The organism is Enterococcus sp. AAFC-DPL-6103, assembly GCF_058216595.1.
Window position 1 is genome coordinate 619,087 of record NZ_CM177102.1, and the last position, 25,144, is coordinate 644,230.

General features: G+C 37.8%; 28 protein-coding genes and 2 tRNA genes. 28 read left to right on the top strand and 2 right to left on the bottom strand.

The window, feature by feature from the left end; all coding sequences use genetic code 11:
- Positions 1–20 precede the first annotated feature (20 nt).
- The 22 genes from secG to AC4BC3_RS03140 all read left to right on the top strand — a co-directional run bounded on the left by secG (position 21) and on the right by AC4BC3_RS03140 (position 15,474).
- Positions 21–257, top strand: coding sequence for a preprotein translocase subunit SecG (gene secG, locus AC4BC3_RS03035; protein WP_206907141.1), 237 nt, complete (start codon positions 21–23; stop codon positions 255–257).
- Between the two features lie 112 nt (positions 258–369).
- Positions 370–1,125 (top strand): alpha/beta hydrolase, encoded by a 756-nt coding sequence (locus AC4BC3_RS03040; RefSeq protein WP_206907207.1) that lies wholly within the window; start codon positions 370–372, stop codon positions 1,123–1,125.
- Complete coding sequence (rnr, locus tag AC4BC3_RS03045) at positions 1,122–3,479, top strand: ribonuclease R (protein WP_490466941.1); 2,358 nt, start codon at positions 1,122–1,124, stop codon at positions 3,477–3,479. The genes AC4BC3_RS03040 and rnr overlap by 4 nt, the downstream gene beginning before the upstream one ends.
- A 20-nt stretch (positions 3,480–3,499) precedes the next feature.
- The gene (smpB, locus tag AC4BC3_RS03050) at positions 3,500–3,964 is read left to right on the top strand and encodes an SsrA-binding protein SmpB (protein WP_206907150.1); all 465 of its coding nucleotides are present in this window, start codon (positions 3,500–3,502) and stop codon (positions 3,962–3,964) included.
- A gap of 311 nt (positions 3,965–4,275) precedes the next feature.
- A complete protein-coding gene (gene atpB / locus AC4BC3_RS03055; RefSeq protein ID WP_206898417.1) occupies positions 4,276–4,995 on the top strand; it encodes a F0F1 ATP synthase subunit A in 720 nt (239 codons plus the stop codon).
- Positions 4,996–5,045: 50 nt separating this feature from the next.
- Positions 5,046–5,261 carry an ATP synthase F0 subunit C gene (atpE, locus tag AC4BC3_RS03060; RefSeq protein ID WP_010718599.1) on the top strand — a complete coding sequence of 72 codons (216 nt, stop codon included), beginning with the start codon at positions 5,046–5,048 and terminating at the stop codon, positions 5,259–5,261.
- A 91-nt stretch (positions 5,262–5,352) separates the two neighbouring features.
- On the top strand, positions 5,353–5,877 hold the full coding sequence (atpF, locus tag AC4BC3_RS03065; protein WP_206898418.1) for a F0F1 ATP synthase subunit B: 525 nt from the start codon (positions 5,353–5,355) through the stop codon (positions 5,875–5,877).
- Complete coding sequence (atpH, locus tag AC4BC3_RS03070) at positions 5,864–6,406, top strand: ATP synthase F1 subunit delta (RefSeq protein WP_490466942.1); 543 nt, start codon at positions 5,864–5,866, stop codon at positions 6,404–6,406. Before atpF ends, atpH begins: the two co-directional genes overlap by 14 nt.
- A 22-nt stretch (positions 6,407–6,428) precedes the next feature.
- Entirely contained in the window at positions 6,429–7,985 is a 1,557-nt protein-coding gene (gene atpA / locus AC4BC3_RS03075; RefSeq protein WP_206907154.1) for a F0F1 ATP synthase subunit alpha, read from the top strand.
- A gap of 13 nt (positions 7,986–7,998) precedes the next feature.
- Positions 7,999–8,901 carry a F0F1 ATP synthase subunit gamma gene (locus AC4BC3_RS03080; RefSeq protein ID WP_490466943.1) on the top strand — a complete coding sequence of 301 codons (903 nt, stop codon included), beginning with the start codon at positions 7,999–8,001 and terminating at the stop codon, positions 8,899–8,901.
- Positions 8,902–8,923: 22 nt separating this feature from the next.
- The gene (atpD, locus tag AC4BC3_RS03085; RefSeq protein WP_067483770.1) at positions 8,924–10,330 is read left to right on the top strand and encodes a F0F1 ATP synthase subunit beta; all 1,407 of its coding nucleotides are present in this window, start codon (positions 8,924–8,926) and stop codon (positions 10,328–10,330) included.
- Between the two features lie 13 nt (positions 10,331–10,343).
- Complete coding sequence (locus AC4BC3_RS03090; protein WP_067483772.1) at positions 10,344–10,766, top strand: F0F1 ATP synthase subunit epsilon; 423 nt, start codon at positions 10,344–10,346, stop codon at positions 10,764–10,766.
- Between the two features lie 180 nt (positions 10,767–10,946).
- Positions 10,947–11,180 (top strand): DUF1146 family protein, encoded by a 234-nt coding sequence (locus tag AC4BC3_RS03095; RefSeq protein WP_206907157.1) that lies wholly within the window; start codon positions 10,947–10,949, stop codon positions 11,178–11,180.
- A 96-nt stretch (positions 11,181–11,276) separates the two neighbouring features.
- Positions 11,277–12,578, top strand: coding sequence for a UDP-N-acetylglucosamine 1-carboxyvinyltransferase (gene murA, locus AC4BC3_RS03100; RefSeq protein ID WP_206907159.1), 1,302 nt, complete (start codon positions 11,277–11,279; stop codon positions 12,576–12,578).
- A 12-nt stretch (positions 12,579–12,590) separates the two neighbouring features.
- Positions 12,591–12,767, top strand: coding sequence for a DNA-directed RNA polymerase subunit beta (locus AC4BC3_RS03105; protein WP_067483778.1), 177 nt, complete (start codon positions 12,591–12,593; stop codon positions 12,765–12,767).
- 70 nt (positions 12,768–12,837) lie between these two features.
- Positions 12,838–13,110 (top strand): membrane protein insertion efficiency factor YidD, encoded by a 273-nt coding sequence (gene yidD / locus AC4BC3_RS03110; protein WP_206907160.1) that lies wholly within the window; start codon positions 12,838–12,840, stop codon positions 13,108–13,110.
- Between the two features lie 47 nt (positions 13,111–13,157).
- A complete protein-coding gene (locus AC4BC3_RS03115; protein ID WP_490466944.1) occupies positions 13,158–13,619 on the top strand; it encodes a GNAT family N-acetyltransferase in 462 nt (153 codons plus the stop codon).
- A gap of 88 nt (positions 13,620–13,707) precedes the next feature.
- Complete coding sequence (locus AC4BC3_RS03120; protein WP_490466945.1) at positions 13,708–14,592, top strand: ROK family protein; 885 nt, start codon at positions 13,708–13,710, stop codon at positions 14,590–14,592.
- Between the two features lie 93 nt (positions 14,593–14,685).
- Positions 14,686–14,919: a DUF2969 domain-containing protein gene (locus AC4BC3_RS03125; RefSeq protein WP_067483785.1), complete on the top strand. Its 234-nt coding sequence runs from the start codon at positions 14,686–14,688 to the stop codon at positions 14,917–14,919.
- Between the two features lie 87 nt (positions 14,920–15,006).
- A tRNA-Tyr gene (locus tag AC4BC3_RS03130) sits at positions 15,007–15,087 on the top strand.
- A gap of 9 nt (positions 15,088–15,096) precedes the next feature.
- Positions 15,097–15,168 (top strand) — tRNA-Gln (locus AC4BC3_RS03135).
- A 135-nt stretch (positions 15,169–15,303) separates the two neighbouring features.
- Positions 15,304–15,474, top strand: a complete 171-nt coding sequence (locus AC4BC3_RS03140) for a hypothetical protein (protein ID WP_490466946.1) — start codon at positions 15,304–15,306, stop codon at positions 15,472–15,474.
- Positions 15,475–15,525: 51 nt separating this feature from the next.
- On the opposite strand, the gene AC4BC3_RS03145 is transcribed toward AC4BC3_RS03140, so the two are convergent.
- Complete coding sequence (locus AC4BC3_RS03145; RefSeq protein ID WP_490466947.1) at positions 15,526–16,134, bottom strand: TetR/AcrR family transcriptional regulator; 609 nt, start codon at positions 16,132–16,134, stop codon at positions 15,526–15,528.
- Positions 16,135–16,306: 172 nt separating this feature from the next.
- On the opposite strand from AC4BC3_RS03145, the gene AC4BC3_RS03150 reads away from it, so the two are divergent.
- Together AC4BC3_RS03150 and AC4BC3_RS03155 are read left to right on the top strand one after the other, a co-directional pair.
- Entirely contained in the window at positions 16,307–20,548 is a 4,242-nt protein-coding gene (locus AC4BC3_RS03150) for an acyl-CoA dehydratase activase-related protein (RefSeq protein ID WP_490466948.1), read from the top strand.
- A 180-nt stretch (positions 20,549–20,728) separates the two neighbouring features.
- Positions 20,729–21,436, top strand: coding sequence for a GntR family transcriptional regulator (locus AC4BC3_RS03155; protein WP_206898431.1), 708 nt, complete (start codon positions 20,729–20,731; stop codon positions 21,434–21,436).
- Between the two features lie 49 nt (positions 21,437–21,485).
- Here the strand turns inward: AC4BC3_RS03155 and AC4BC3_RS03160 are convergent, their stop codons facing one another.
- On the bottom strand, positions 21,486–22,124 hold the full coding sequence (locus AC4BC3_RS03160) for a YigZ family protein (protein ID WP_206907170.1): 639 nt from the start codon (positions 22,122–22,124) through the stop codon (positions 21,486–21,488).
- Between the two features lie 131 nt (positions 22,125–22,255).
- On the opposite strand from AC4BC3_RS03160, the gene AC4BC3_RS03165 reads away from it, so the two are divergent.
- The 4 genes from AC4BC3_RS03165 to AC4BC3_RS03180 all read left to right on the top strand — a co-directional run bounded on the left by AC4BC3_RS03165 (position 22,256) and on the right by AC4BC3_RS03180 (position 25,083).
- Positions 22,256–22,546 (top strand): DUF7662 domain-containing protein, encoded by a 291-nt coding sequence (locus AC4BC3_RS03165; RefSeq protein ID WP_206907171.1) that lies wholly within the window; start codon positions 22,256–22,258, stop codon positions 22,544–22,546.
- Between the two features lie 104 nt (positions 22,547–22,650).
- Positions 22,651–22,974, top strand: a complete 324-nt coding sequence (locus AC4BC3_RS03170) for a PTS sugar transporter subunit IIB (protein ID WP_067483795.1) — start codon at positions 22,651–22,653, stop codon at positions 22,972–22,974.
- Between the two features lie 88 nt (positions 22,975–23,062).
- Positions 23,063–24,379 carry a DEAD/DEAH box helicase gene (locus AC4BC3_RS03175; protein ID WP_490466949.1) on the top strand — a complete coding sequence of 439 codons (1,317 nt, stop codon included), beginning with the start codon at positions 23,063–23,065 and terminating at the stop codon, positions 24,377–24,379.
- On the top strand, positions 24,376–25,083 hold the full coding sequence (locus tag AC4BC3_RS03180) for a ComF family protein (RefSeq protein ID WP_490466950.1): 708 nt from the start codon (positions 24,376–24,378) through the stop codon (positions 25,081–25,083). The genes AC4BC3_RS03175 and AC4BC3_RS03180 overlap by 4 nt, the downstream gene beginning before the upstream one ends.
- The last annotated feature ends 61 nt before the right edge of the window (positions 25,084–25,144 follow it).

Genomic DNA, 25,144 nt, shown 5'->3' on the forward strand with positions numbered 1-25,144 from the left:
AGAAGGAGGAGCTGACGCATATGTATAATTTAATTTTAGGAATCGTGATTGCCTTATCGATCGTCATGATCATTGCAATTATGATGCAGCCAAGTAAACAAAATAGTGCGGCGAGCGCATTTACTGGTGGAGCGGATCAGTTGTTTGGAAAGCAAAAGGCACGTGGCTTTGAAGCTGTGATGCAACGAACAACTGCTGCGCTAGGAGCCGTTTGGATGATCTTATTGTTTGTCCTAGCGTTTTTATCTTCAAACTAATCAAGAGAAACCTCTCGCCGATTTGCGAGGGTTTTTTTTATTGGTCGAGTAGGTGAAAACAAGAAGTTTCTGAGAGTAACTATGGTAAAATGAAGAACGAGAGGTGATAGAATTGAAAGGAAGTTTACCAAAACCATTTTATGCGGAGCATGGAAAGCCAGCGGTCTTACTTTTGCACGCATATTCAGGTAGTTCAAATGATGTCCGAATGCTTTGTCGTTTTTTGGAAAAAGCAAATTATACTGTTTATGCTCCGATGTTTTCAGGCCATGGGACATTGAACCCAGAAGATATTTTGCATCAAGATGCTAATACTTGGTGGGAGGATGCAAAAGCAGCACTTGAATTTTTAAAAGCTAAAGGGTTTACCGAAGTTGCTGTTTTTGGCTTGTCTATGGGTGGTATTTTTGCGACAAGATTACTTGAAGAAGAAAATGTGATTGGCGGTGGCTTTTTCTGTTCACCAATTTCACCAGTAAAAACGAATGTACCAGAAAACTTTCTCATTTATGCACAACAAGTGTTGAATGCAGCAGGAAAATCAGAAAAAGAAATTCAGCAACAACTTGAAATCTATCGTCCCTTAGTTAAGGAACAATTAGCAAATATACAAGAACAAGCAGCTTATGCAAATGAAAAGCTGTCAAAAATTCAAGCACCAATCTTTCTAGCTCAAGCAGGTCAAGATGAAATGATTGATCCTATGGGTGTTTATGAAACGGCTCGCCGTTTGCACAAACAGCGAGTGACTCTTCAATGGTATCCGAAAAGCAAGCATGTGATTACGGTTGGAAACGCTAGACGTGAGCTAGAACAAGATGTCCTAGAATTTTTAGAGAAATTACCCTGGAATGAGGAAACTAAATGACAAAAGAAACAATTAAAGAAAAAATTATTTTTTTTATGGAAAGTAGCCGTAAAAAGAGCTTTTCAATGGAAGAAATTGCAGAAGGATTGGGATTTCAAAAAAGTGAAGACTTTAAACTATTAGTCCAAACAATTGCTCAAATGGAAAGAGAGCAAAGTATCGTTTTTAACAAAAAAGGTAAAGTGAAATTGCCATTACAACCATTACTGATTGAAGGAACATTTCGTGGAAATGAACGTGGTTTTGGATTTGTAACAATCGATCCAGAAGAAGATGATATCTATATTCCAAAGGAAGCTACTGGTTATGCAATGGACGGGGACATCGTGGCAATCGATATTATTAAAACGGCAGATACGGCGCTCGATCGAGGCGCAGAAGGAAAGATCGTTGAGATTCGAGAGCGTGGAACAACGCAACTAGTGGGTGAATTCGTTGCTTATTCACCTGAGGAAGAAGCAGAAACTGATCTTTATGGCGTGGTGATTCCCAAAGATAAAAAATTAACGAGATTTAAAGTATATGCAGCCGCAGAAGGTATTCGTCCAGTAGATGGAAGTATCGTGATCGTAGAATTGACCCATTATCCAGAAAATGGTTATGCTACTAGCTTAGAAGGAATTGTCAAACAAGTAATTGGTCATAAAAACGATCCCGGTATGGATATTTTATCGATCGTTGTAGCAAATGGGATTCCAACGAAATTTCCTGATGATGTATTAGAAGAAGCAGATAAAGTCCCTGATCATATCAATGAAAAAGATTTGGTTGGACGACGTGATCTGCGAGACCAACTAATAGTAACGATTGATGGCGAAGACGCGAAGGACTTAGATGATGCAGTAACTGTTCGCAAACTAGCAAATGGCAATTACTTCTTAGGGGTTCATATTGCAGACGTTTCGTATTATGTAACACAAGGAAGCCAATTGGATCGTGAAGCTTATGATCGTGGAACAAGTGTCTATTTGACTGATCGTGTGATTCCTATGATTCCACAACGATTGTCAAACGGAATCTGTTCCTTAAATCCACACGTGCCAAGATTGACGATGAGTTGTGAGATGGAAATTGATCCAAATGGAACTGTTGTGAGTCATGAGATTTTTCAAAGTGTTATTCAAACAACCGAACGAATGACTTATACTGCTGTAAATGAAATTTTAGAAGACGAAGACCCAGAAACAATGAAACGCTATGAACAACTAGTGCCGATGTTTCGGGCGATGAAAGAATTACATGAAATATTGGAAAAGATGAGAATCCGTCGTGGGGCGATTTCTTTTGAAGATCGCGAAGCCAAGGTATTAGTGAACCCAGAAGGACATCCTTTAGATATTTTATTGCGGACACGTGGTGTAGGAGAACGATTGATTGAATCATTTATGCTTGCAGCTAACGAAACAGTGGCACAACATTATCATGATCTTCATTTACCCTTCATCTATCGAATTCATGAACAACCTAAAGAAGAAAAAATGCAACGTTTCTTTGACTTTGCTTCAGCACTAGGAATCTTAGTTAAAGGAACAAAAGGAACAATTACACCGAAAGATTTGCAAAAAGTAATCGAAGACGTAGAAGAAAAGCCTGAATCTGCAGTAATCAATACGATGCTATTGAGAAGTATGCAACAAGCGCGTTATTCAGAAGAAAACTATGGTCATTATGGCTTAGCAGCTGAGTATTATACACACTTTACCTCACCAATTCGCCGTTATCCGGACTTAATCGTTCACCGTTTAATTCGTTCTTATAGTGAGGATCGTAGTGAAGAAAAACAAGCAATCTGGTCTGCTGAATTGCCAGACATCGCTGAACACAGTTCAAAAATGGAACGCCGAGCAGTTGAGGCAGAACGTGAAGTTGATGCAATGAAGAAAGCAGAATACATGATGGATAAAGTTGGAGAAGAGTTCGATGGCATCATTAGTTCAGTGGTAAAATTTGGTTTATTTATTGAACTGCCTAATACGATTGAAGGTCTGATCCATATCAATGATTTGAAACAGGATTATTTTCACTTTATTGAAAATCATTTAGCGTTGGTGGGTGAACGGACAGGACTAACTTTCAAAATTGGACAAAAAGTCCGAGTGAAAGTGGTCAAAGCAAGTCCAGATGAACGAGCAGTAGACTTTGAACTAGTTTCAGCAGAAGAAGTCGCACAACTTGAACGGCCAAAAACTAAACAAAAAGGTAGAGCAGGTAATCAAAATCAAAATCGTGGACGCAAAGCAAATCAACGAAATAAAAAAAATGGTGGGAAGAAAAATGACTTCCAACCGACTAAGAAAAAAGGAAAAGGTGGTAAAAAACCTTTTTATAAAGGAATCAAGAAAAAGAAAAAATAAAATAGTTTGGGGGAACTAGAATGCCAAAAGGCGAGGGAAAACTAATTGCACAAAATAAAAAGGCTCGCCATGACTACTCGATTATTGACACGATGGAAGCAGGCATGGTTTTACAAGGCACCGAAATCAAATCGATTCGGAACAGCCGAATCAATCTAAAAGATGGATTCGTGCGTGTTCGAAATGGCGAGGCCTTCCTATATAATGTTCACATTAGTCCGTATGAACAGGGGAATATTTTTAATCATGATCCGTTACGGACACGTAAGTTACTCTTGCACAAAAAGCAAATTGCCCGACTAATCGGTGAAACAAAAAATGCAGGGGTAACGATCGTCCCTTTGAAAGTGTATATCAAGAATGGGTATGCAAAAGTGTTGATTGGTTTAGCCAAGGGAAAGAAATCGTATGACAAACGGGAAGACTTGAAACGAAAAGATGTCGATCGTCAAATTGATCGAACATTGAAAAATTTCTCCAGATAATTTCAATATCCTTTTTCGCATATTCGGTGCTTTTACTTTTACTTAATGATAAAATTTGGTAGCATTTAATCTGATAAAGCACGATTACTAAAGGTTTTCCTAGAAAATCGCCACTATAATTTAAATGAAAACTTCATCAAATTAGACTGAAACGAAAAAGTGTCTAATTTTCATGAAAATGTTTTGTATTTTCTGTTTCATGGTGGTATGATACCGATTGGTTATGATCAGATTTTTTCAGAAAAACCAAATGCGCACTTGAAAGTTATTTCATGTGAATTTCAGGGAAAAGAGAAAAGAGGTGAAATGAATTGGATGAACGCTCGCTAACGTTCCACATTGGACCTGTGTGGTTTGATGGTACTGTTTGTATGATGGTGTTATTGACTTGTCTAATCGTTTTCTTTCTAGTGTACTTCTTTACGCGTAACTTAAAGATGAAACCAACTGGAAAACAAAATGCGATTGAATGGGTAATAGATTTCAGTCGAGGAATCGTCACAGATAACTTGCCTAGAAAAGAACTAAGTAATTTCCATTTACTAGCATTTACCTTATTCTTATTTGTTTTTATTGCAAATAATATCGGTCTAATGACAAAAATCGTCCTACCAAATGAAACGACACTTTGGAAAAGTCCAACAGCTGATCCATTTGTGACATTAACATTGGCATTTATGATGATTTTACTTACTCATTTGTTTGGGGTAAAACGATTTGGATTGAAAGGCTATTTTGTAAATTCATTCTTGAAGCCTTATAGTTTCATGTTACCAATGAAGATCATTGAAGAATTTACAAATTTATTAACACTTGCTTTACGTCTTTATGGGAATATTTACGCGGGGGAAGTTTTGCTAACCTTGATTGCAAAAATGATGACAAGCCTAGGCTGGCTGTCACTACCATTAGCAATTCCATTAGAGATGGTCTGGATTGCATTTTCATTGTTTATCGGAAGCATCCAAGCATTTGTCTTTGTCACTTTATCAATGGTTTATATGAGCCATAAGATTGAAGTAGAAGAGTAATATTTGTTTTAGAAAACTACTATTTATTTACTTTAGGAGGAAAAAATATTATGAATTATATCGCAGCAGCAATCGCAATCATGGGGGCAGCAATCGGTGCCGGTTATGGTAACGGTCAAGTAATCTCAAAAACTATCGAATCAATGGCTCGCCAACCTGAAATGTCTGGTCAATTACGTACAACAATGTTTATTGGGGTAGCCCTAGTTGAAGCTGTTCCTATTCTTGGTGTGGTTATCGCCTTAATTCTAGTTTTTGCCGTTTAATAAATGTAAGTAAACTGGCAGAAACAACTTGGTTTGTTCCTGCTTTTTTACATGGAAACTAGAGAAACCTCAAAGAAAGGAAGGCTAGCTTATGCTGAATCAATTGGCAATTGCAGAAGTTGGCAATCCGATGTTAGGTAATATCATCGTTGTCAGCGGCTCATTTTTGATCCTACTTGCTCTTTTAAAGCATTTTGCTTGGGGACCAATTAGTGAAATTTTGAAGAAACGTGAAGATAAGATCGCCAATGATTTAGATTCTGCAGAACAATCTCGCATCAAATCAGCAAAAATGGAACAAGAACGCGAACAACAATTGTTAGCTTCTCGTTCTGACGCAGCTGAAATTATTAAAAATGCGAAAGAAAGTGGAGAACTTAGCCGCCAAAATATTTTGAAGGATACACAAGATGAAGTTGTTCGTCTAAAAAACAAAGCTAAAGCAGACATCACATTAGAACGTGACAATGCATTGAACTCTGTTAAAGATGATGTTGCTGATCTTTCACTTCAAATTGCGGAAAAAATCTTGAATAAAGAATTATCTCCAGAAATGCATGAATCATTAATCAACCAATATATTGAAGGTCTAGGTTCTTCAAATGAAACTAGATAAATATACTGTGGGTAGACGCTACGGAAAAGCTTTGTTTGAACTGGCGATCGATTCAAACAATAGCGAAGAAATCTATCAAGAACTATTGAGCTTACGTAAAATTTATGAAAAAGTCCCTGAATTAGGGGGAGTGCTCAGTGATGCTCGTTTAGAACCACATGAAAAACGACTTATCATGGATAAGTTAATTGGTGGGTATGACGGTATTGTTAAAAACTTTTTAGAAGTGGTCTACAATTACAATCGGATGGATGATCTATTATTCATGATTGACGAATATGAACATCGTTATAATGAAAGTAATGGGTTATTACGTGGAACAGTTAAGACTGCCGTTCCTTTATCTGGTGAACAGTTAGAAAAATTAGAACAGAATGTAGCAAAAACAATGAACTATCAAACAGTTGAATTAGAAACAATCGTTGATTCTTCTATTCTTGGTGGCGCAATTGTTGAAGCCGACCATCGAGTGATCGACGGTAGCATTCGAACGCAATTGGAAACAATGCGTAATCAATTAAATAGATAGTACAAAGAGGTAGGTGAATCGAATGGCCATCAAAGCAGAAGAAATTAGTGCCTTGATTAAAGAACAAATTGAACATTATCAAAGCGTGCTTTCAGTTGAAGAAATTGGTACTGTCACATACGTCGGTGACGGAATCGCTCGTGCGCATGGATTAGAAAATGCAATGAGTGGTGAGTTGCTTGAATTTTCAAACGGCTCATACGGAATGGCGCAAAACTTAGAATCAAATGATGTAGGGATTATTATCCTTGGTGATTTCGAATCCATTCGTGAAGGAGATAAAGTAAAACGTACAGGCAAAATCATGGAAGTTCCAGTTGGAGATTCTTTGATCGGACGTGTCGTAAATCCTTTAGGTCAACCTATCGATGGACTAGGAGAAATCGTTACTGATAAAGCTCGTCCTGTAGAAGCAATGGCACCAGGTGTTATGCAACGTAAATCAGTTAATGAACCAATGCAAACAGGTCTAAAAGCAATTGATGCTTTGGTCCCAATTGGTCGTGGACAACGTGAATTAGTCATCGGTGACCGTAAAACAGGTAAAACATCCATTGCAATCGATACAATTATCAACCAAAAAGGTCAAGATATGATTTGTATCTACGTTGCGATTGGACAAAAAGATTCAACTGTCCGTACACAAGTTGAAACATTGAAAAAATATGGCGCTATGGACTATACAATCGTAGTCAATGCGGGTGCTTCCCAACCAGCACCATTGCTTTATATCGCACCTTATGCTGGTACAGCGATGGGTGAGGAATTCATGTATAATGGCAAACATGTTTTGATTATCTTTGATGATTTATCAAAACAAGCTGTTGCTTATCGTGAACTTTCCTTACTATTACGCCGTCCACCAGGTCGTGAAGCATATCCAGGGGATGTTTTCTACTTACATTCACGTTTGCTAGAACGTGCAGCAAAATTAAGTGATGAATTAGGTGGCGGTTCAATGACTGCCTTACCATTTGTTGAAACACAAGCAGGGGATATTTCTGCATATATTCCAACAAACGTTATTTCAATCACTGATGGACAAATTTTCTTGGAAAGTGATTTATTCTACGCAGGAACACGTCCGGCCGTTGATGCTGGGTTATCTGTATCCCGTGTTGGTGGTTCTGCACAAATCAAAGCAATGAAAAAAGTTGCCGGAACGCTACGTCTTGACTTAGCAAGTTATCGAGAACTTGAAGCATTTACGCAATTTGGTTCAGACTTAGATGCAGCAACACAAGCCAAATTAAATCGCGGTCGTCGTACTGTAGAAATCTTGAAACAAAAATTACATGCACCACTTGCTGTAGAAAAACAAGTCATCATTTTATATGCGTTGACTCATGGTTTCTTAGACAGTATTCCTGTGGATAGCATTCTTGACTTTGAAAGTGAATTATTTGAATACTTGGATACAAATCATCCAAATATCTTTGAAATTATCCGTACAACACAAGATCTTCCAGAAGAAGAAGCGTTGAACAGTGTAATCAAAGAATACAAAGACATTTTCTTAGCTTCTAAAGGTAGTACATCCTCGACAGAAGACAAATTGAAATCCATTCAAAATGCATAGTGAGGTGAGATGAATGGGTGCTTCACTAAATGAAATTAAGACACGTATTGCTTCAACGAAAAAAACAAGTCAAATTACGCGTGCCATGCAAATGGTTTCTGCTTCGAAGCTAACGAAATCGGAATCTTCTTCTAAGAAGTTTCAGGTTTATGCGAACAAAGTAAGAGAGATCGTTACGCATTTAACAGCGACTCAATTAAGTGATATTGCTTCTTCAAACACAAATAATGATATCAACTATAATTCAATGTTGATTAGTCGCCCTGTTAAAAAGACAGGCTATATTGTGATCACAGCTGACGGTGGTTTAGTTGGTGGTTATAATAGTTCAATTTTGAAACAGACGATGTCGATTTTGGAAGAAGATCACCAATCAACCGATGAGTATGTGATGATTGCAATTGGGGGGACAGGTGCGGACTTTTTCAAAGCTCGTGGCATTGACCTTGCCTATGAATTGCGTAACTTATCTGACCAACCAAGTTTTGATGAAGTGAGAAAAATCGTGAACATGGCAACAACAATGTATCAAAATGAAGTCTTTGACGAATTATATGTATGCTACAACCATCATATAAATTCATTAACTAGTCAATTTCGTGTAGAAAAGATGTTACCAATCTCAGATTTAGATCCAGAAGAAGCAACAAGTTTTGAGCAAGAATACATTTTTGAACCTTCAAAAGAAGAAATCCTAGCTCAATTATTGCCTCAATATGCTGAAAGTTTGATTTATGGTGCAATTGTAGATGCTAAAACTGCCGAACACGCAGCAGGCATGACTGCAATGAAAACAGCAACTGATAATGCCGCAAACATTATTGACGACTTGACGGTTTCTTATAACCGTGCAAGACAAGGGGCTATTACCCAAGAAATTACCGAAATTGTTGCCGGAGCTTCGGCACTAGAATAGTATTGAGATTGGAGGAAAAAAGATGAGTTCAGGCAAGATTGTTCAAGTAATCGGTCCCGTTGTCGACGTGGAATTTTCTTTAGACCAATCCTTACCAGATATCAACAACGCATTAGTTGTTTATAAAAAAGATGAAAAAAAATCAAAAGTTGTTCTTGAAGCAACCCTAGAACTAGGGGACGGTGTGATCCGTACGATCGCAATGGAATCAACTGATGGTTTACAAAGAGGGATGGAAGTTGTCGATACAGGCAAAGCAATCTCTGTTCCAGTTGGTAAAGAAACATTAGGTCGTGTATTCAACGTATTAGGGGATACTATTGATTTAGAAAAACCTTTCCCAGAAGATGCTGAAAGAAGCGAAATTCATAAAAAAGCACCTAATTTTGATGAATTAAGCACAAGTACTGAAATTTTAGAAACAGGGATCAAAGTTATTGACTTACTAGCTCCTTACCTTAAAGGTGGGAAAGTTGGTTTATTCGGTGGTGCCGGTGTAGGTAAAACCGTATTGATCCAAGAATTGATCCACAATATCGCGCAAGAACATGGTGGTATTTCAGTGTTTACCGGTGTTGGTGAACGTACACGTGAAGGGAATGACCTTTACTATGAAATGAAAGATTCTGGCGTTATTGAAAAAACAGCGATGGTGTTTGGACAAATGAATGAGCCACCCGGTGCACGTATGCGTGTTGCCTTGACTGGTTTAACAATTGCTGAATACTTCCGCGATGTTGAAGGTCAAGACGTACTATTGTTTATTGATAACATTTTCCGTTTCACACAAGCTGGTTCAGAGGTATCTGCCTTACTTGGTCGTATGCCTTCTGCCGTTGGTTACCAACCAACTTTAGCAACAGAAATGGGTCAATTACAAGAACGTATTACTTCAACGAAAAAAGGTTCAATTACTTCTATCCAAGCTATCTATGTACCAGCGGATGACTATACTGACCCTGCGCCAGCTACAACATTTGCTCACTTAGATGCAACAACCAACTTGGAACGTAAATTAACTGAACAAGGGATTTATCCAGCGGTGGATCCATTGGCATCATCTTCAAGTGCACTTGCACCTGAAATCGTTGGTGAAGAACATTATAAAGTGGCTACTGAAGTCCAACACGTTTTACAACGTTACCGTGAATTGCAAGACATTATTGCAATCTTAGGAATGGATGAATTATCTGACCAAGAAAAAGTTTTAGTTTCTCGTGCACGTCGAATTCAATTCTTCTTATCACAAAACTTTAACGTTGCAGAACAATTTACTGGTCTTCCAGGATCTTATGTTCCTGTTGAAGAAACAGTTAAAGGTTTCCGTGAAATCTTAGAAGGTAAATATGATGATCTTCCTGAAGAAGCTTTCCGAAGCGTAGGTCGAATTGAAGATGTCGTTGAAAAAGCGAAAAAACTAGGCTACTAGAAAGGGGTGCCCCATGGATCAATTTTTAACAGTTAATGTGGTAACACCTGACGGCTTGGTCTATGATCACCATGCAGCAATTGTCGTTGCACGTACAACTGCTGGAGAATTGGGGATTTTACCGAAACATGCTCCAATTATCGTTCCTTTAGCCATTGATGAAGTTCGCATCAAGAGAACGGACTCTGATACGCACGTTGACTGGATTGCCGTTAACGGAGGAATCATGGAAGTTCGTGATAATCTAGTTTCCATCGTCGCAGATACTGCGGAACGTGAGCGCGATATTGACGTTTCTCGTGCTGAAAGAGCAAAACAACGAGCAGAACGTCAAATCGAAGAAGCAAAACAAAAAGAAGATACGAATGAATTGAAACGTGCGACAGTTGCATTACACCGAGCAATCAATCGGATCAATGTTTCTAAGCATACGTAGATTCAAATGAACTTATTTTTTGATAAAAACTGTGCCAAAGTCACTTATTGATTTTGGCACAGTTTTTTTTTATTGTATTTGTTTTATGTAAAAAAGCACAGTTATTTTTCCTTTTAGAAAATTTATGGTATTATCGTTTTATTGAGTTTACAGTAAACAGATGCAAGAAAGGACGTTATGATGCAAGTCTATGGAATTGACGCGATTATTCGAATTGTGAGTCATTTAGCGTTTATTTATTTAGCTTTTTGGTCTTTGCGTTCTTTGCGTACGGAAACGTTTTTTAGATATATGCAAAACACTACGCAAATCAGAATGGTAATTGTCTTTTTTTCAATTTTTTTAGGATACACTGCTAGCAATTTTTTTCTAGAAATCATGGCGTTATGTCGAAATCTTTTTGTTAGTATCTAATTTCAAAAAAAGGTACTATTTTAAAAGAAGAAATGCTATAATGAAAAAGATTTTGAGTAAGAGTATGCTCATTGGAATTTTTTTGGGGGGAACAACATGGAAGAGATCATCGTACAAGGTGGCAATCAATTAACTGGAACTGTCAAGATTGAAGGAGCTAAAAATGCTGTACTGCCAATTTTAGCTGCTAGTTTATTAGCGGAAGAAGGAACAACAACATTAACCAACGTTCCAATTCTTTCAGATGTATTTACAATGAATCAAGTGATTCGTCATTTGAATGTAGACGTTGACTTTGATGAAGAGCAAAATCAAGTGACACTTAATGCATCACGACAATTAGAAATCGAAGCACCTTATGAGTATGTTAGTCAAATGCGCGCATCAATCGTTGTTATGGGTCCATTGTTAGCTAGAAATGGCCATGCAAAAGTAGCAATGCCTGGGGGCTGTGCCATTGGCAAACGCCCGATTGATTTGCATTTAAAAGGATTTCAAGCGTTAGGTGCGAAGATTATCCAAAAAAATGGTTATATCGAAGCAATCGCTGATGAATTGATTGGTAATACAATTTATCTAGACTTTCCAAGTGTAGGTGCAACACAAAATATTATGATGGCTGCTGTGAAAGCAAAAGGTACAACGATTATCGAAAACGTTGCTCGTGAACCCGAAATTGTTGACTTGGCAAATATCTTAAATAAAATGGGCGCAAATATCTATGGCGCTGGTACAGAAACAATGCGTATTGAAGGTGTTGAGCATTTACACGCAGTGACACATTCAATCGTGCAAGATCGTATTGAAGCAGGAACATTCATGGTTGCTGCAGCAATGACTGAAGGAAATGTTTTAATTGCTGATGCAATTTCTGAACACAACCGTCCTTTGATCTCTAAATTAACAGAAATGGGTGCGACAATCACTGATGAAGAAGGTGGCGTTCGTGTAGTTGGACCAAAACATGTACTCCCAACGGACGTGAAAACAATGCCTCATCCTGGTTTTCCAACAGATATGCAAGCACAAATGACTGCTATTCAAATGGTCGCTGAAGGTACAAGCGTCGTAACTGAAACAGTCTTTGAAAATCGTTTCCAACATTTGGAAGAAATGCGTCGTATGAATGCACATGTTAAGATTGATGGAAATGTTGCAATGATTGAAGGCGCACATGAATTACAAGGTGCAGAAGTATATGCTACGGATTTACGTGCTGCTGCTGCGTTGATTTTAGCTGGATTAAAAGCAAATGGTGTGACACGTGTTCGTAATTTGAAATATTTAGATCGTGGCTATTACAATTTCCATTTGAAATTACAACAACTTGGTGCAAATATTGAACGTGTTGAAATGGATCAAACACCAACAGAAAAAACTGCACAAACTATCGCTTAAGGACGTGTTTGAATGAGTAACCATCGTTATATTTTAGTCAGTTTGATGAAGATACTAATTGTGATCATCTTGCTTTTTCTTCTTTTTATTGCCGGTACAATGATTGGTTACGGCGTAATCGGTGGTGGAAACCCGTTTCGAGTTTTCCAACTTGATTTATGGCTCCATATTCGAGACTTTTTTAACTGAGATTTAAGGGGTTGTGGCAAACTTTTGTCGCAACTCCTTTTTACATAGACTGATTAGTGAGGCAGAGAAAATGAAAAAATTCTTGATTTATTTAGTAAGAGGTTATCAACGATTCATTTCACCCGCATTTCCACCGAGTTGCCGTTATTATCCGACATGCTCAAATTATATGATTTGTGCGATTCAAGTGCATGGTGCTGTGAAAGGAACGCTGATGGGAACGGCACGAATTTTACGTTGTCATCCATTTGTAAGAGGCGGCATTGATTATGTGCCAAAAAAATTCAAATTAACGAGGAATACAGTTGACAAGGAGCAGCCAGATTATGATGGACGAAAGTAAGAGGTAAAAATTTACTTTTTTTATCAATGAAAGGAGAACTATTACCGATGATTGAAAAATTAAAGGCAAATGAACTTCCATGGGCGTTACTACTAGATGCTGATCCTGAAAAAGAAAAAGTGCTTGCTTACCTTGAACAAGGCGAAGGGATTGTTTGGAAAGAAAATGGAGAAACACTGGGCGTCTTGATTTTTGTCGCCACAAAAGATGAATTTGAAATCATGAATGTTGCGGTAGCTCCCCAAAGTCAAGGGAGAGGAATCGGTGGTTTATTATTGGAAGCCGCATTCCAACAAATTGTGGAAGAAACAGAAAATCAAACGCAAGTAATCATTCGCACGGGTAGTATTACTTCCGCGGCTTTACATTTGTATCAAAAAAAGGGGTTTAGTGAAATTTCTCGAGAAAAGGATTATTTTATCAAAAACTATGCAGAGCCTATTTATGAAGAGGGTATTTTATTAAGAGATCAAGTGACATTAGCCAAAAGTATCCAAACATTTCGCTAGATTTAGCTGGTCATTTCGGAAAAGGCTTTCAAAAACCAAGGGATTGTTTTACAATATTTTTAGGAAGCAAAAAGGAGCGAAAATAGTTATGGGAATTCTTGTATTTGATTTTGGTGGTTCAGCAGTAAAATATGGTTATTGGAATGGTCGTCAATTAGAAGCAACCAATCAATTTCCAACACCTGCTACTTGGGAAGAAATGAAACAAAAACTAAGCGAAACATACCAAACTTTTGTTGAAACAAACGCGATTGAAGGCATAGGGATCAGCGCTCCCGGTGTAGTTAACAGCGAACGCCAAATCATTGAAGGGATTAGTGCAATTCCTTATATTCATGGATTTAATATTTTCAAAGAATTAGAAGAATTGTTTGGGTTACCAATTACTATCGAAAATGATGCGAATTGTGCTGGAATGGCAGAATTTTATGAAGGCGCAGCGCGAGATTACCAAGATGTCGCGTTTGTCGTTATTGGAACAGGGATTGGTGGCGCGATGTTCACGAAGGGACAAATGAACAAAGGTGCGCATCTTTATGGCGGAGAGTTTGGGATGATGTTTTTAGATGGTGATCAAACATTCAGTCTTTTGGGAACGGCTGTGCAGATGGCTTGGCGGTATTGTGAGCGTCTTGGTCTAGATAAGATGACCTACTCTGGAAAAGAAGTCTTTGAAATGGCAGAGTCAGGCGATGTGATCGCTCAAGAAGAAGTTGAAAAATTTTATGATTACTTAGCAAAAGGACTTTTCAGTATCCAATTTTCATTTGATCCAGAAGTGATCGTACTTGGTGGTGGGATCTCTGCAAAAGAGGGCTTGATTGACGAATTGAATCAGCGTATCGAAAAATTAATGGACAAGCTAGATTTACATGATTTTGTTCCAGAAATCTTATTATGTGACTATCGTAATGATGCGAATTTAGTTGGTGCTGCTGCAAATTATTATGCAGTAAGTCAAAGAGAGGCTTAAGAGTTTGAAGAGAATCAGATTATATACCCTGTTAAGTAAACAGGGTATATTTTATTGTAGAGAGTATGATAAAATAGGTGGGAGGTGAGAATAATGTCAAAAAAGAATAAAGATATTGAAGTACGAGTAGAAGAAATCCAAAAAGTAATTAATGGCAAAAATTATGAGGTCACTCAGTTATTTATTGGCAAAAAAAATATTGGTGAAATTTTAGCATATGGACCAAAAGAATTTGAAATATTTTTTGGTGAAGAGGACTTTGGAAAAGAAAAAAGTCTTGAAAACGCGATAGAAACGGTAATCCGTCATTGGAATTTACAAGACTAAAAAAATATCAAAAAAGTTTTCAATAAAGGGTTGCAAAAATCTGTGAAATTAGGTATTATAACTAAGTCAGGTTGATACAGACCTTTCGGAGGAGTAGCGAAGTGGCTAAACGCGACGGACTGTAAATCCGTTCCTTAGGGTTCAGTGGTTCGAATCCACTCTCCTCCATTTTTTTATTGGGGTATAGCCAAGCGGTAAGGCAAGGGACTTTGACTCCCTCATGCGTTGGTTCGAATCCAGCTACCCCAGTTCTTAGATAGACGTTCACGAGATGACAGTTGCTGTTATCTCGTTTTTTTTTGACCTACAGTGGCTTGATTCTTGAAGTATTTAAAGAATTAAGCTAGAGTTAAATTAGGTACTCAAACAGAAAGGATGAAGAGAATGAAGTGGAAAGAAAAAGTCGATGAAACTGCTGAAAAATTATATGATTTGGTTAAATCTGGAAAATATGATGTAGAAGTTGGACTTCCAAAAAATGCAAAAAAAGCAGTCCAAATCAAGACGAAACGTCCAACCAAGCACACCAAAAAATGGTTAGCAAAAAACCGCTAATAATAACAAAAAACTGCCAAACGCTAAAAAAAGCGAATTGGCAGTTTTTTGTTATCTTTCGACTTCAATCCCTAAAACAGTCAGGTGACCATTTCCAACTAATTTCACGACTAAAGCAGCCAGTTGTTCGGCTGACATGTTTGTGTCACTAGTAATCCACCAGTGCAGCGTCCCAATGAAGATCGAAGTCATGTATTCGATAATAAAATCAATAGGGACCTCCAGTTCATTTTCGGTGATTTTTAACCGATTGAAGATATTTGCGTATTTATTGTATAAAAGCTCTTCTAGTTTTTTACGCAAAAGTTCGTTAGACGAACCATCCATGATGGTCAAAAAGAAAGTTTTTTTTTCTTGGATATTTTTGTAAATATTTGTTAATGCAGCAATGATTTGTTTCACTTTGATTCGATTGCCATGAACAAGTTGTTCTAAATCCAAAACGGAAGTAAAGGCATTGATCGCCATTTCAAAAATTTGTTCGTAGAGATCTTGTTTGTCTTTAAAATGAGCATAAAAGGTAGCACGATTGATCATTGCTTCATCGGCAATGTCTTGTACGGTGACGTTATCGTATCCTTTTTCTTCGACCAAGCGAATAAATGCCTCGATAATCATTTTGTGTGTTCGTTTCACTCGAAGATCAGTTTTCTTAACCATAAAAAATTCCTCGCTTGTTATTCGACATTTTTAATTTGTTTGTTGCTTATCTCACAAATAAGGGGTGTTTGCCAGTTGCAAAACCAGCAAATTGTTTCTAAAATATACATAAGTAGTATAACAGACACTTTGTTAGATAATCAACAAACTGTCTGTTTGAGGAGGAGAACAGATGAACTTACGAGCGGGAATCGATGTTGGATCCACGACAGTCAAATTAGTATTACTAGATGAGCAAAATCAAACAATCTTTTCCAAATATGAACGTCATTATTCAGATGTCAAGAAAGCAACAGCCAAGACTTTACGGGAAGCACAAGCATTGGTTCGCGATCAACCAATTGCCATGGCAATCACTGGATCAGGTGGGATGGGACTAGCAGATGTGTTGAGCATTCCTTTTGTTCAGGAGGTCATCGCGTGTACACGCACAGTGGAAGAAATAATTCCTGAAACAGATGTTGCGATTGAATTGGGTGGAGAAGATGCGAAAATCACTTTTTTTGAAGGCGCACTAGAGCAACGAATGAATGGAAGCTGTGCTGGTGGAACAGGTGCATTTATTGACCAAATGGCCGTTTTATTAAAGACAGACTCAAATGGCGTGAACGAGTTAGCCAAAGAATATCGTCAAATTTATCCTATTGCTTCACGCTGTGGCGTGTTTGCTAAGACAGATGTGCAACCATTGATCAATGAAGGAGCAGATAAAGCAGATATTGCAGCGAGTATTTTTCAAGCTGTAGTAAATCAAACGATTGCCGGATTGGCCGCTGGACGAAAAATTAAAGGAAAAGTAGCATTTTTAGGTGGGCCATTGTACTTTATGTCAGAATTGCGTAAACGTTTTGTTGAAACATTAGACATTGCGCCGGAAAATGTCATTTTTCCAGAAAATCCGCAGCTATTTGTGGCAATGGGTGCTGCTTTCTATGCTGAAGAAGCACGAGTGACGACAATTGCTGCTTTGCTTGATGCTTTAGAAAATGGCGATCAAGCAAAGCTAACACCTTCAACTACTTTATCGCCGCTATTTGAAGAAGAAGCAGATTTGGTCGCGTTTCGAAAGCGCCATGCTCAAGCAACTGCTTCAGAAAAGCCACTTTCAAAACATCATGGTGTAGCATTTTTAGGAATCGATGCTGGTTCGACAACGACAAAAGTTACCTTGATTAATGAGGAAGGAGAAATTCTCTTTTCTTTCTATGGAAATAATGAAGGTCAGCCTTTAGAAACAACGATGAAAGTGCTAAAAGAGTTATACAGTCAATTACCAGAAGATGTTTTTATCGGAAAAGCAGCGGCAACAGGTTATGGCGAATTATTGATCAAAAATGCCTTAAAGGTTGATATTGGTGAAGTGGAAACGATGGCGCATTACAAAGCGGCAAATTTTTTCCAACCTGGTGTTGATTTTATTTTAGATATTGGTGGACAAGATATGAAAGCCATGACGATTAAAGATGGTGTACTCTCCTCAATCCAATTAAATGAAGCCTGTTCTTCTGGTTGTGGTTCATTTATTGAAACATTTGCTCAATCATTAAATTATGATGTAAGGGATTTTGCAAAAGCTGCCGTGGCATCTAAGGCACCAGTTGATTTAGGTTCTCGCTGTACAGTTTTTATGAATTCAAAAGTAAAGCAAGTCCAAAAAGAAGGGGCGTCGGTAGGAGATATTTCTGCTGGATTGTCTTATTCTGTTATCAAAAATGCTATTTATAAAGTAATTAAAGTTCGTAGACCAGAAGATCTTGGTGAAAAAATTGTCTGCCAAGGTGGTACTTTTTACAACGAAGCGGTGTTACGCGCGTTTGAATTGATTAGTGGGCGTGAAGTTGTTCGTCCATCAATTGCTGGGCTGATGGGGGCTTATGGAGCGGCACTGATTGCCATGGAAAATTATTCACTAGGCGAAGAAAGTACCATTTTGTCAGAAGAAGAGCTAGATCACTTTACTGCGGAAAAAGAATTTACCCATTGTGGTTTGTGTGAAAACAACTGTATGCTAACAGTTACGTTATTTTCTGATGGTCGTCAATTTATCACTGGAAATCGGTGCGAACGTGGTGCTCGAATCAAGATCAAAAAGGAAGACAAAAAGGTCAATCTTGTCGACTATAAGTATCGACGTTTATTCAAATATCGTCCATTACGTAAAAAAGAAGCGGTCAATGGTGTGATTGGTATCCCTCGAGTATTAAATATGTATGAAAATTATCCTTTGTGGCATACATTCTTCACTGATTTAGGATTTAGAGTAGAATTATCACCACGTTCAAACAAAGAATTATACGAGCAAGGAATGGAAACAATCCCAAGTGACACAGCATGTTATCCAGCTAAAATCACACACGGCCATATTCAGGCAATGATTGATGCGGGTATTCCACGTATTTTTTATCCGGGAGTTGTTTTTGAACGACAAGAATCTGCTGAAGCGGATAATCACTTCAATTGTCCTATTGTCCAGAGCTATCCAGATGTTATTAAAAATAATGTGGATGACATTCGCGATGGTAAAGTCGATTATCGAAATCCCTTTATCAATTTAGCAAATGAATCAGCAGTAGCAAAAGTTCTACACCAAACTTTTGCGGATTTTGGTTTTTCGGAGGAACAGATTGCTCAAGCGTTGCATCATGGATATGAAGAATTAGCAACCTTTAAGGCAGATATTCAAAAAAAAGGTGAAGAAACTTTATTGATGTTGAATCAAAAAAATGAGCGAGGAATTGTTATCTCAGGTCGTCCGTACCATTTAGATCCAGAAATCAATCATGGAATCTCTGAAGTAATTACACAAGAAGGCTTCCATGTATTGACCGAAGACAGTATTTCCCATTTAGGAGATGTAGGAAATTTACGTGTTGTGAATCAATGGGTCTACCACTCACGTCTATATGCGGCTGCGCGTGTCGTAGCAAAATCAAAAAATCTTGAATTAGTTCAATTGAATTCATTCGGCTGTGGTTTAGATGCAGTAACAACAGATCAAGTCGAAGAAATCATGGAACAATATGGAAAAATCTATACAGTTCTAAAAATTGATGAAGGAGCAAACCTTGGAGCAATTCGTATTCGATTACGTTCCTTAAAAGCAGCGGTCAATGAACGAGCAAAACAAAACTTTGTTCCAGTCAAACGATTTGAAGAACCAGAAAAAATCGTCTTTACAAAAGAAATGAAAGAAAAACATACTTTGTTGTTGCCAATGCTTAGTCCGATTCATCAATCCGGCTTAGTGGATGTAGCGTTAAATGCCTCTGGGTACAATGTTGTTTGTTTGCCAGCAGAAGATAATGAAGCAATTAATGTTGGTCTGAAATATGTGAACAACGATGCGTGTTATCCAGCAATCATCTCCATTGGTCAATTAGTGGAGGCCTTGGAAAGTGGTAAGTATGATTTGGAAAATACAAGTGTGATGATGACTCAAACTGGTGGTGGTTGTCGTGCAACGAATTATATTCCATTACTTAGAAAAGCATTGAATGATGCTGGGTTTGGAAATATTCCAGTTGTTTCGATCTCAATGGGGAACAAGGGCGTTGAATCAAACCCTGGGTTTAAATTCACATTTCCAATGTTAAAACGTTTGGCGATTGCCTTTTTATATGGTGATTTGTTTGAACGAGTTGTTTATCGTACACGTCCTTACGAATTAGAAAAAGGTACAGTTGATCGCTTACATGAAGAATGGCTTCAACGAGTGGAAAAAAATGTTCGGAATGGCTCCTTGACGTTGTTTAATAGCAATATGAAGAAAATCGTCAAAGCATTTGATACCTTACCGATTTCTGATGTGAAAAAACCAAAAGTGGGAGTAGTTGGTGAAATATTAGTTAAGTATTCTCCAACTGCGAATAACGATATAGTTCGCTTACTTGAAGCAGAAGGCGCAGAAGCAGTGGTTCCTGATATTGTTGGATTTATGAACTATTCCCTATACAATCAAGTTTGGAAATATGAAAATCTTGGAATGGCTAAACAAAGTAAATTACTCGCACAATTTGCGATTCGGATGATTGAAATGATTGAAAAACCAATGGATAAAGCACTAAGAAAATCAGAACGATTTGATGGCATCCAATCTATTCAAGATTTGGCAGAAGATGCAAGCAAAATCTTGTCGATTGGAAATCAAACAGGTGAAGGTTGGTTCTTAACAGGAGAAATGATTGAGTTGTTGAAACATAATGTGAATAACATTGTTTGTATGCAACCGTTTGGCTGTTTGCCTAATCATGTAGTTGGTAAAGGCGTTATTAAAGAATTGCGTCGTCAATACCCTAACGCAAATATCGCAGCGATTGATTATGATCCAGGTGTTTCGATCGTCAACCAATTAAATCGTATTCGTTTAATGATGGCGACTGCTAATAAAACATTAGTGAAAGAAACCATTTCATGAATAACCTAATTAGATAAAAATACACGAGGAGAAAGTAGGGTTAAAACTTACTTTTTCCTCGTTTTTTGAAGAAAAATAAGCTGAACTGTTTCAACCGCTCAATGGAGAAAATCCTTTTTTTGTTGAGAATCAGGTATATACCAGTTATAATAAAGAAAACGAAAGGAAGGATGAAATCAGATGTCGAATCAGTTACCCGTATATATACAAATTCATGATCAATTAAAAAATGAGATTGAACAAGGGGTCTGGAAAATCGGTGACCGCCTTCCCTCTGAAAGAGAATTGGCTGTAAAATTTAATGTTAGTCGAATGACTTTGCGTCAAGCAATCCAAAATTTAGCAGACGAAGGAATCTTAGAGAGAAAAATTGGTTCAGGGACTTATGTTGCACGTGAAAAAGTTCAAGAAAAAATGTCTGGGACAACTAGTTTTACCGAAATTATGGAGTCACAAAATCGTGTACCTTCTAGCCGAACGGTTTCTTATTTCTTAACATCACCTAGTTCAAGTGAGATGGAAAAATTACAATTAGAAAAAGAGGACGTGATTCTTCGAATGGAACGTATTCGTTATGCAGATAACGTTCCAATTTGTTTTGAAGTTGCCAGTATTCCACAAAAAATCATTGAGGGATATAGCAAATCAGAAATTACAGAATCATTGTATCGAACGTTAGAAGAAAAAGGCGGAAAGAAAATTGGTCATGCAAATCAAACCATCTCTGCTATGTTAGCTTCAGAACAGATTTCTGAATATCTAGAAGTCAAACGTGGGGACGCAGTTCTACGCTTGCGACAAGTTTCTTACTTTGAAGAAGGAACGCCGTTTGAATATGTACGTACGCAATACGTTGGTAACCGATTTGAATTTTACCTAGAGAAATAAAACAAGCTGAAACAATTCGTTGTTTCAGCTTGTTTTTTTTGTCTATTTTTCATTTGGTGTAAAGTTGTTCATGATAAGAAATTGGTCCTTCTTCGAAGACAACTTGTCCACTCAATAATTCGGTGACCGCTGCTTTAAACTGTGAGATGTTTGTTTCATTAATCATACAAACAACAATTACTTGATCGGTGTAACGAGTTTCCTTGACAGTCACTTGTTGTAGTTCAAGAAAATTTTCTAGCTTTCCTAGTTGTGGATAAGTGATGGCGATGGCAAGTTCCTGTTGTAAGGTACCTTCAACAATCCCAACCTCAGTTAGACCATGCGAGACAGCTTGCGTATAAGCTCGAATCAATCCGCCAGTACCTAATTTGATGCCACCAAAATAGCGTGTGACAACGGCAACAACATTGATTAGTTCATTCTTTTTTAAAACTTCAAGCATGGGTACGCCAGCTGTTCCGCTTGGCTCGCCATCATCACTACTGCGTTGAATCTCGCTTTGATCACCAATGACAAAAGCACTACAGTTATGATTTGCTTTCCAGTGTTCCTTTTTGATAGCTTGAATAAATGTTTTGGCTTCTTCTTCAGTCGTCACGCGTTTGAAGGAACAAATAAACCGAGACTTTTTTATTTCAATTTCACTTTGGCCATCTTCTTTGACCGTTAGATAACGTTCAATCATTGTTTTACCTCATTTCAAATGAAGAGTTACTTTCTTTAGTATATGAAAAATCTTTTGATGTTTCAACTTCCCAAATGGTTGCGCAAATGCTGGACTATGGGATAATGAAGGAAAGGTAGGTGAAGTTGGGAATGAAAGAACGTGTGAAAAAATATGATGCTATAACCCACTACATAAAAAATAATGGTGGTTCGCAAATTACTTTGACGTTTACTCAAATGGATGAGTTGTTATTTCCTAACAGTGGGCTTCCAAAGTCTGCCAGACAGACGACGGATTGGTGGGCAAACGATTATCGTCATCCGGAAAAAGGGGCTTATGGTTGGCTGAATGCAGGATATGAAGTTGTTGTTGTTAATTTGGCAAAAGAATATATCGTCTTTAACCAATTAGTAAAATCCAGTTGGTTGTTCAATGAGTGAACCGCATTCAGAAAACGTTGACAATCGTTATCTTTTAGCTATAATAAATACATAGGAACAAGAAAGCGGTTACGTTCCTTGGCTTAGAAAAGGGGAGATTAACAATGTCAAAAAAAACAATTATGCTTGTCTGTTCAGCTGGTATGAGTACGAGCTTATTAGTAACTAAAATGGAAAAAGCTGCGGAAGCACAAGGCTTAGATACAGATATCTTTGCAGTATCTGCATCTGATGCAGATAATCATTTAGCAAGCAAAGACGTTGATGTTTTATTATTAGGCCCACAAGTTCGTTTTATGAAAGGTGACTTTGAAAAACGTGTTGAGCCAAAAGGAATTCCATTAGACATCATCAACATGGCTGATTACGGCATGATGAATGGCGAAAAAGTGTTACAACAAGCTTTGACACTAATTGGCGATAAATAAAGAGTACTGACGAATTAAAAAGTGCGAGGTTTTTTCATTTCGAAAATGCCTCGCACTTTTTTTGCGTATCTTTTTTTAGGGAAGAAAAATGCCACACAAAAAAGTTTGGGGAAGGCGACTCTTAACAAGAGAAGTCGCACAACTACCAAAAGAAATACTGAATCAAGTCACGTATCAACGAACTGCTAGTGTAATGAAACGAAACCAACAGATCATTTGTCAACGTTGTGGACAAATCACTCAGCAACAAGAGGCCAAACTAAATGAAGAAGACTATTATTGTCCACATTGTTTATTTTTGGGACGAAACGATACGACCCAAGAATTATGGTTATTTGATCAGCCACCATTGTTTCCACGTCAAATTATTTTTACTTGGGACAAAACATTAACGATAGAGCAAGCCAAAATCGCCCAACGTTTGACTACGCAAGTCACAGATCATCATTTAATCTGGGCTGTGACCGGTGCCGGAAAAACAGAAATCTTGTATCCACTTTTACAATTGTTGCTAGCAACTGGGAAACGAGTGGCGATTGCTTCACCACGGGTGGATGTGTGCCAAGAACTTTTGCTGCGTTTTACTACAGTCTTTCCAGAAGAAAAAACCGTCTTACTTCATGGCAAACAACAGGTTCCCTATACATTTAGTTCCTTCGTTATTTGTACGACACACCAGTTGTATCGTTTTTATCATGCGTTCGATTTATTAGTCGTCGATGAAATTGATGCGTTTCCCTATGTCAGGGATCAAGGACTTCAGTATGCGACGGAAACAGCGAAGAAGCCTGATGGCCAATTGATCTATTTAACAGCAACACCCGATGAACGTTTGCTAAAAGAAATCCGACGGACATTTCAGATCCATTACTTACCTTTACGCTTTCATCAACGACTGTTACCCGAGCCACGACTCATTTTCTGGAATAATTGGCGCCTGTGCTTAAACAAACGAAAAAAAATGAACCCATTAATCAAAAAAATCCAAACATTAGTGAAAGACAACCATGTCTTGTTGTTTTGTCCAAGCATTGAATTGATGAATGAGTTACAAATGAAATTAGCAGAGTGGTTGCCAACGGTTAACATTACCTCTGTATCTTCAAAAGATAAAAAACGTCAGGAAAAAGTACAAGCAATGCGTCATCAAAAATATGAGGTGCTTTTAACTACCATGATTCTTGAACGAGGTGTTACTTTCGAAAATATTTCAGTTATTGTTCTAGGCGCAGAACATGAAGTTTTTACGAAATCTGCACTGGTCCAAATTGCCGGTCGAGCAGATCGCAAGGGAGAATTCAGTAACAGCCAAGTCTGTTTCTTTTATCATGAAAAAACGCGTGCAATCAAAAAAGCAGTAAAAGAAATCAACATGATGAACAAAGCGGGGAGACTCTTACAATGAAGTGTTGCTATTGCCAAAAGCCAATCATTAAAAATTTAACAATCAAGGAACTCGTTCAGCGAAAAAAGTCAGTTGAACTTTGTTGGGAATGTGCCAAACTATTTACTCCTTTATCCAGCGAAAATAAGTGTGATGGTTGCCAAAAAAGTTTATTGAAGAGTGAGAGAAAATCCACACATAGTCAGAAACGCCTTTGTACAGATTGCCTTTATTGGCAAGAACGTTATCCGACATATGATTTTTGCCATCGAAGCTTTTTTAAATATGATGAAGCGATGCAAACGTGGTTCCAACAATATAAATTTACAGGGGATATTCGTTTAGCAGGGACTTTTGCAAAGCAATGGCAAAGTTTACCAAAAAGATTCCCTGATTATCTTTTTTGTCCGATTCCATTATCAAACGAACGACTAGCTCAACGTGGATTCAATCAAGTGAGCCAGATGCTGAAAGTTTCAGGAGTGACTTTTCAGATATTACTTAAGCGAGTCAAACACCATTCTGCGCAGGCGCAACATTCTCGAGTGAAGAGATTAGCGATGCCTCAGCCATTTGCCTTGTGCGTTGAGCCAGAGCAAATCAAACAGTGTAAAATTTTATTAATTGATGATGTGTATACAACAGGACAGACGTTATTTCATGCTGCGACTTGTCTTGCAGAACATCAACCAATTGAAGTTCGGACGTTTTCTTTAGCACGATAAAGCAAAAAGTAAAAAATACGTGAAATTGGTAGCGATTTAGTTTGCAAATAGATTAGAGTTC

Excerpts from the sequence above, each read along its gene's own strand:
- secG (WP_206907141.1), top strand. The coding sequence starts at position 21 with ATGTATAATTTAATTTTAGGAATCGTGATTGCCTTATCGATCGTCATG.
- rnr (WP_490466941.1), top strand. The coding sequence starts at position 1,122 with ATGACAAAAGAAACAATTAAAGAAAAAATTATTTTTTTTATGGAAAGT.
- smpB (WP_206907150.1), top strand. The coding sequence starts at position 3,500 with ATGCCAAAAGGCGAGGGAAAACTAATTGCACAAAATAAAAAGGCTCGC.
- atpE (WP_010718599.1), top strand. The coding sequence starts at position 5,046 with ATGAATTATATCGCAGCAGCAATCGCAATCATGGGGGCAGCAATCGGT.
- atpF (WP_206898418.1), top strand. The coding sequence starts at position 5,353 with ATGCTGAATCAATTGGCAATTGCAGAAGTTGGCAATCCGATGTTAGGT.
- atpH (WP_490466942.1), top strand. The coding sequence starts at position 5,864 with ATGAAACTAGATAAATATACTGTGGGTAGACGCTACGGAAAAGCTTTG.
- atpA (WP_206907154.1), top strand. The coding sequence starts at position 6,429 with ATGGCCATCAAAGCAGAAGAAATTAGTGCCTTGATTAAAGAACAAATT.
- AC4BC3_RS03080 (WP_490466943.1), top strand. The coding sequence starts at position 7,999 with ATGGGTGCTTCACTAAATGAAATTAAGACACGTATTGCTTCAACGAAA.
- atpD (WP_067483770.1), top strand. The coding sequence starts at position 8,924 with ATGAGTTCAGGCAAGATTGTTCAAGTAATCGGTCCCGTTGTCGACGTG.
- AC4BC3_RS03090 (WP_067483772.1), top strand. The coding sequence starts at position 10,344 with ATGGATCAATTTTTAACAGTTAATGTGGTAACACCTGACGGCTTGGTC.
- AC4BC3_RS03095 (WP_206907157.1), top strand. The coding sequence starts at position 10,947 with ATGCAAGTCTATGGAATTGACGCGATTATTCGAATTGTGAGTCATTTA.
- murA (WP_206907159.1), top strand. The coding sequence starts at position 11,277 with ATGGAAGAGATCATCGTACAAGGTGGCAATCAATTAACTGGAACTGTC.
- AC4BC3_RS03105 (WP_067483778.1), top strand. The coding sequence starts at position 12,591 with ATGAGTAACCATCGTTATATTTTAGTCAGTTTGATGAAGATACTAATT.
- yidD (WP_206907160.1), top strand. The coding sequence starts at position 12,838 with ATGAAAAAATTCTTGATTTATTTAGTAAGAGGTTATCAACGATTCATT.
- AC4BC3_RS03115 (WP_490466944.1), top strand. The coding sequence starts at position 13,158 with ATGATTGAAAAATTAAAGGCAAATGAACTTCCATGGGCGTTACTACTA.
- AC4BC3_RS03120 (WP_490466945.1), top strand. The coding sequence starts at position 13,708 with ATGGGAATTCTTGTATTTGATTTTGGTGGTTCAGCAGTAAAATATGGT.
- AC4BC3_RS03125 (WP_067483785.1), top strand. The coding sequence starts at position 14,686 with ATGTCAAAAAAGAATAAAGATATTGAAGTACGAGTAGAAGAAATCCAA.
- AC4BC3_RS03140 (WP_490466946.1), top strand. The coding sequence starts at position 15,304 with ATGAAGTGGAAAGAAAAAGTCGATGAAACTGCTGAAAAATTATATGAT.
- AC4BC3_RS03145 (WP_490466947.1), bottom strand. The coding sequence starts at position 16,134 with ATGGTTAAGAAAACTGATCTTCGAGTGAAACGAACACACAAAATGATT.
- AC4BC3_RS03150 (WP_490466948.1), top strand. The coding sequence starts at position 16,307 with ATGAACTTACGAGCGGGAATCGATGTTGGATCCACGACAGTCAAATTA.
- AC4BC3_RS03155 (WP_206898431.1), top strand. The coding sequence starts at position 20,729 with ATGTCGAATCAGTTACCCGTATATATACAAATTCATGATCAATTAAAA.
- AC4BC3_RS03160 (WP_206907170.1), bottom strand. The coding sequence starts at position 22,124 with ATGATTGAACGTTATCTAACGGTCAAAGAAGATGGCCAAAGTGAAATT.
- AC4BC3_RS03165 (WP_206907171.1), top strand. The coding sequence starts at position 22,256 with ATGAAAGAACGTGTGAAAAAATATGATGCTATAACCCACTACATAAAA.
- AC4BC3_RS03170 (WP_067483795.1), top strand. The coding sequence starts at position 22,651 with ATGTCAAAAAAAACAATTATGCTTGTCTGTTCAGCTGGTATGAGTACG.
- AC4BC3_RS03175 (WP_490466949.1), top strand. The coding sequence starts at position 23,063 with ATGCCACACAAAAAAGTTTGGGGAAGGCGACTCTTAACAAGAGAAGTC.
- AC4BC3_RS03180 (WP_490466950.1), top strand. The coding sequence starts at position 24,376 with ATGAAGTGTTGCTATTGCCAAAAGCCAATCATTAAAAATTTAACAATC.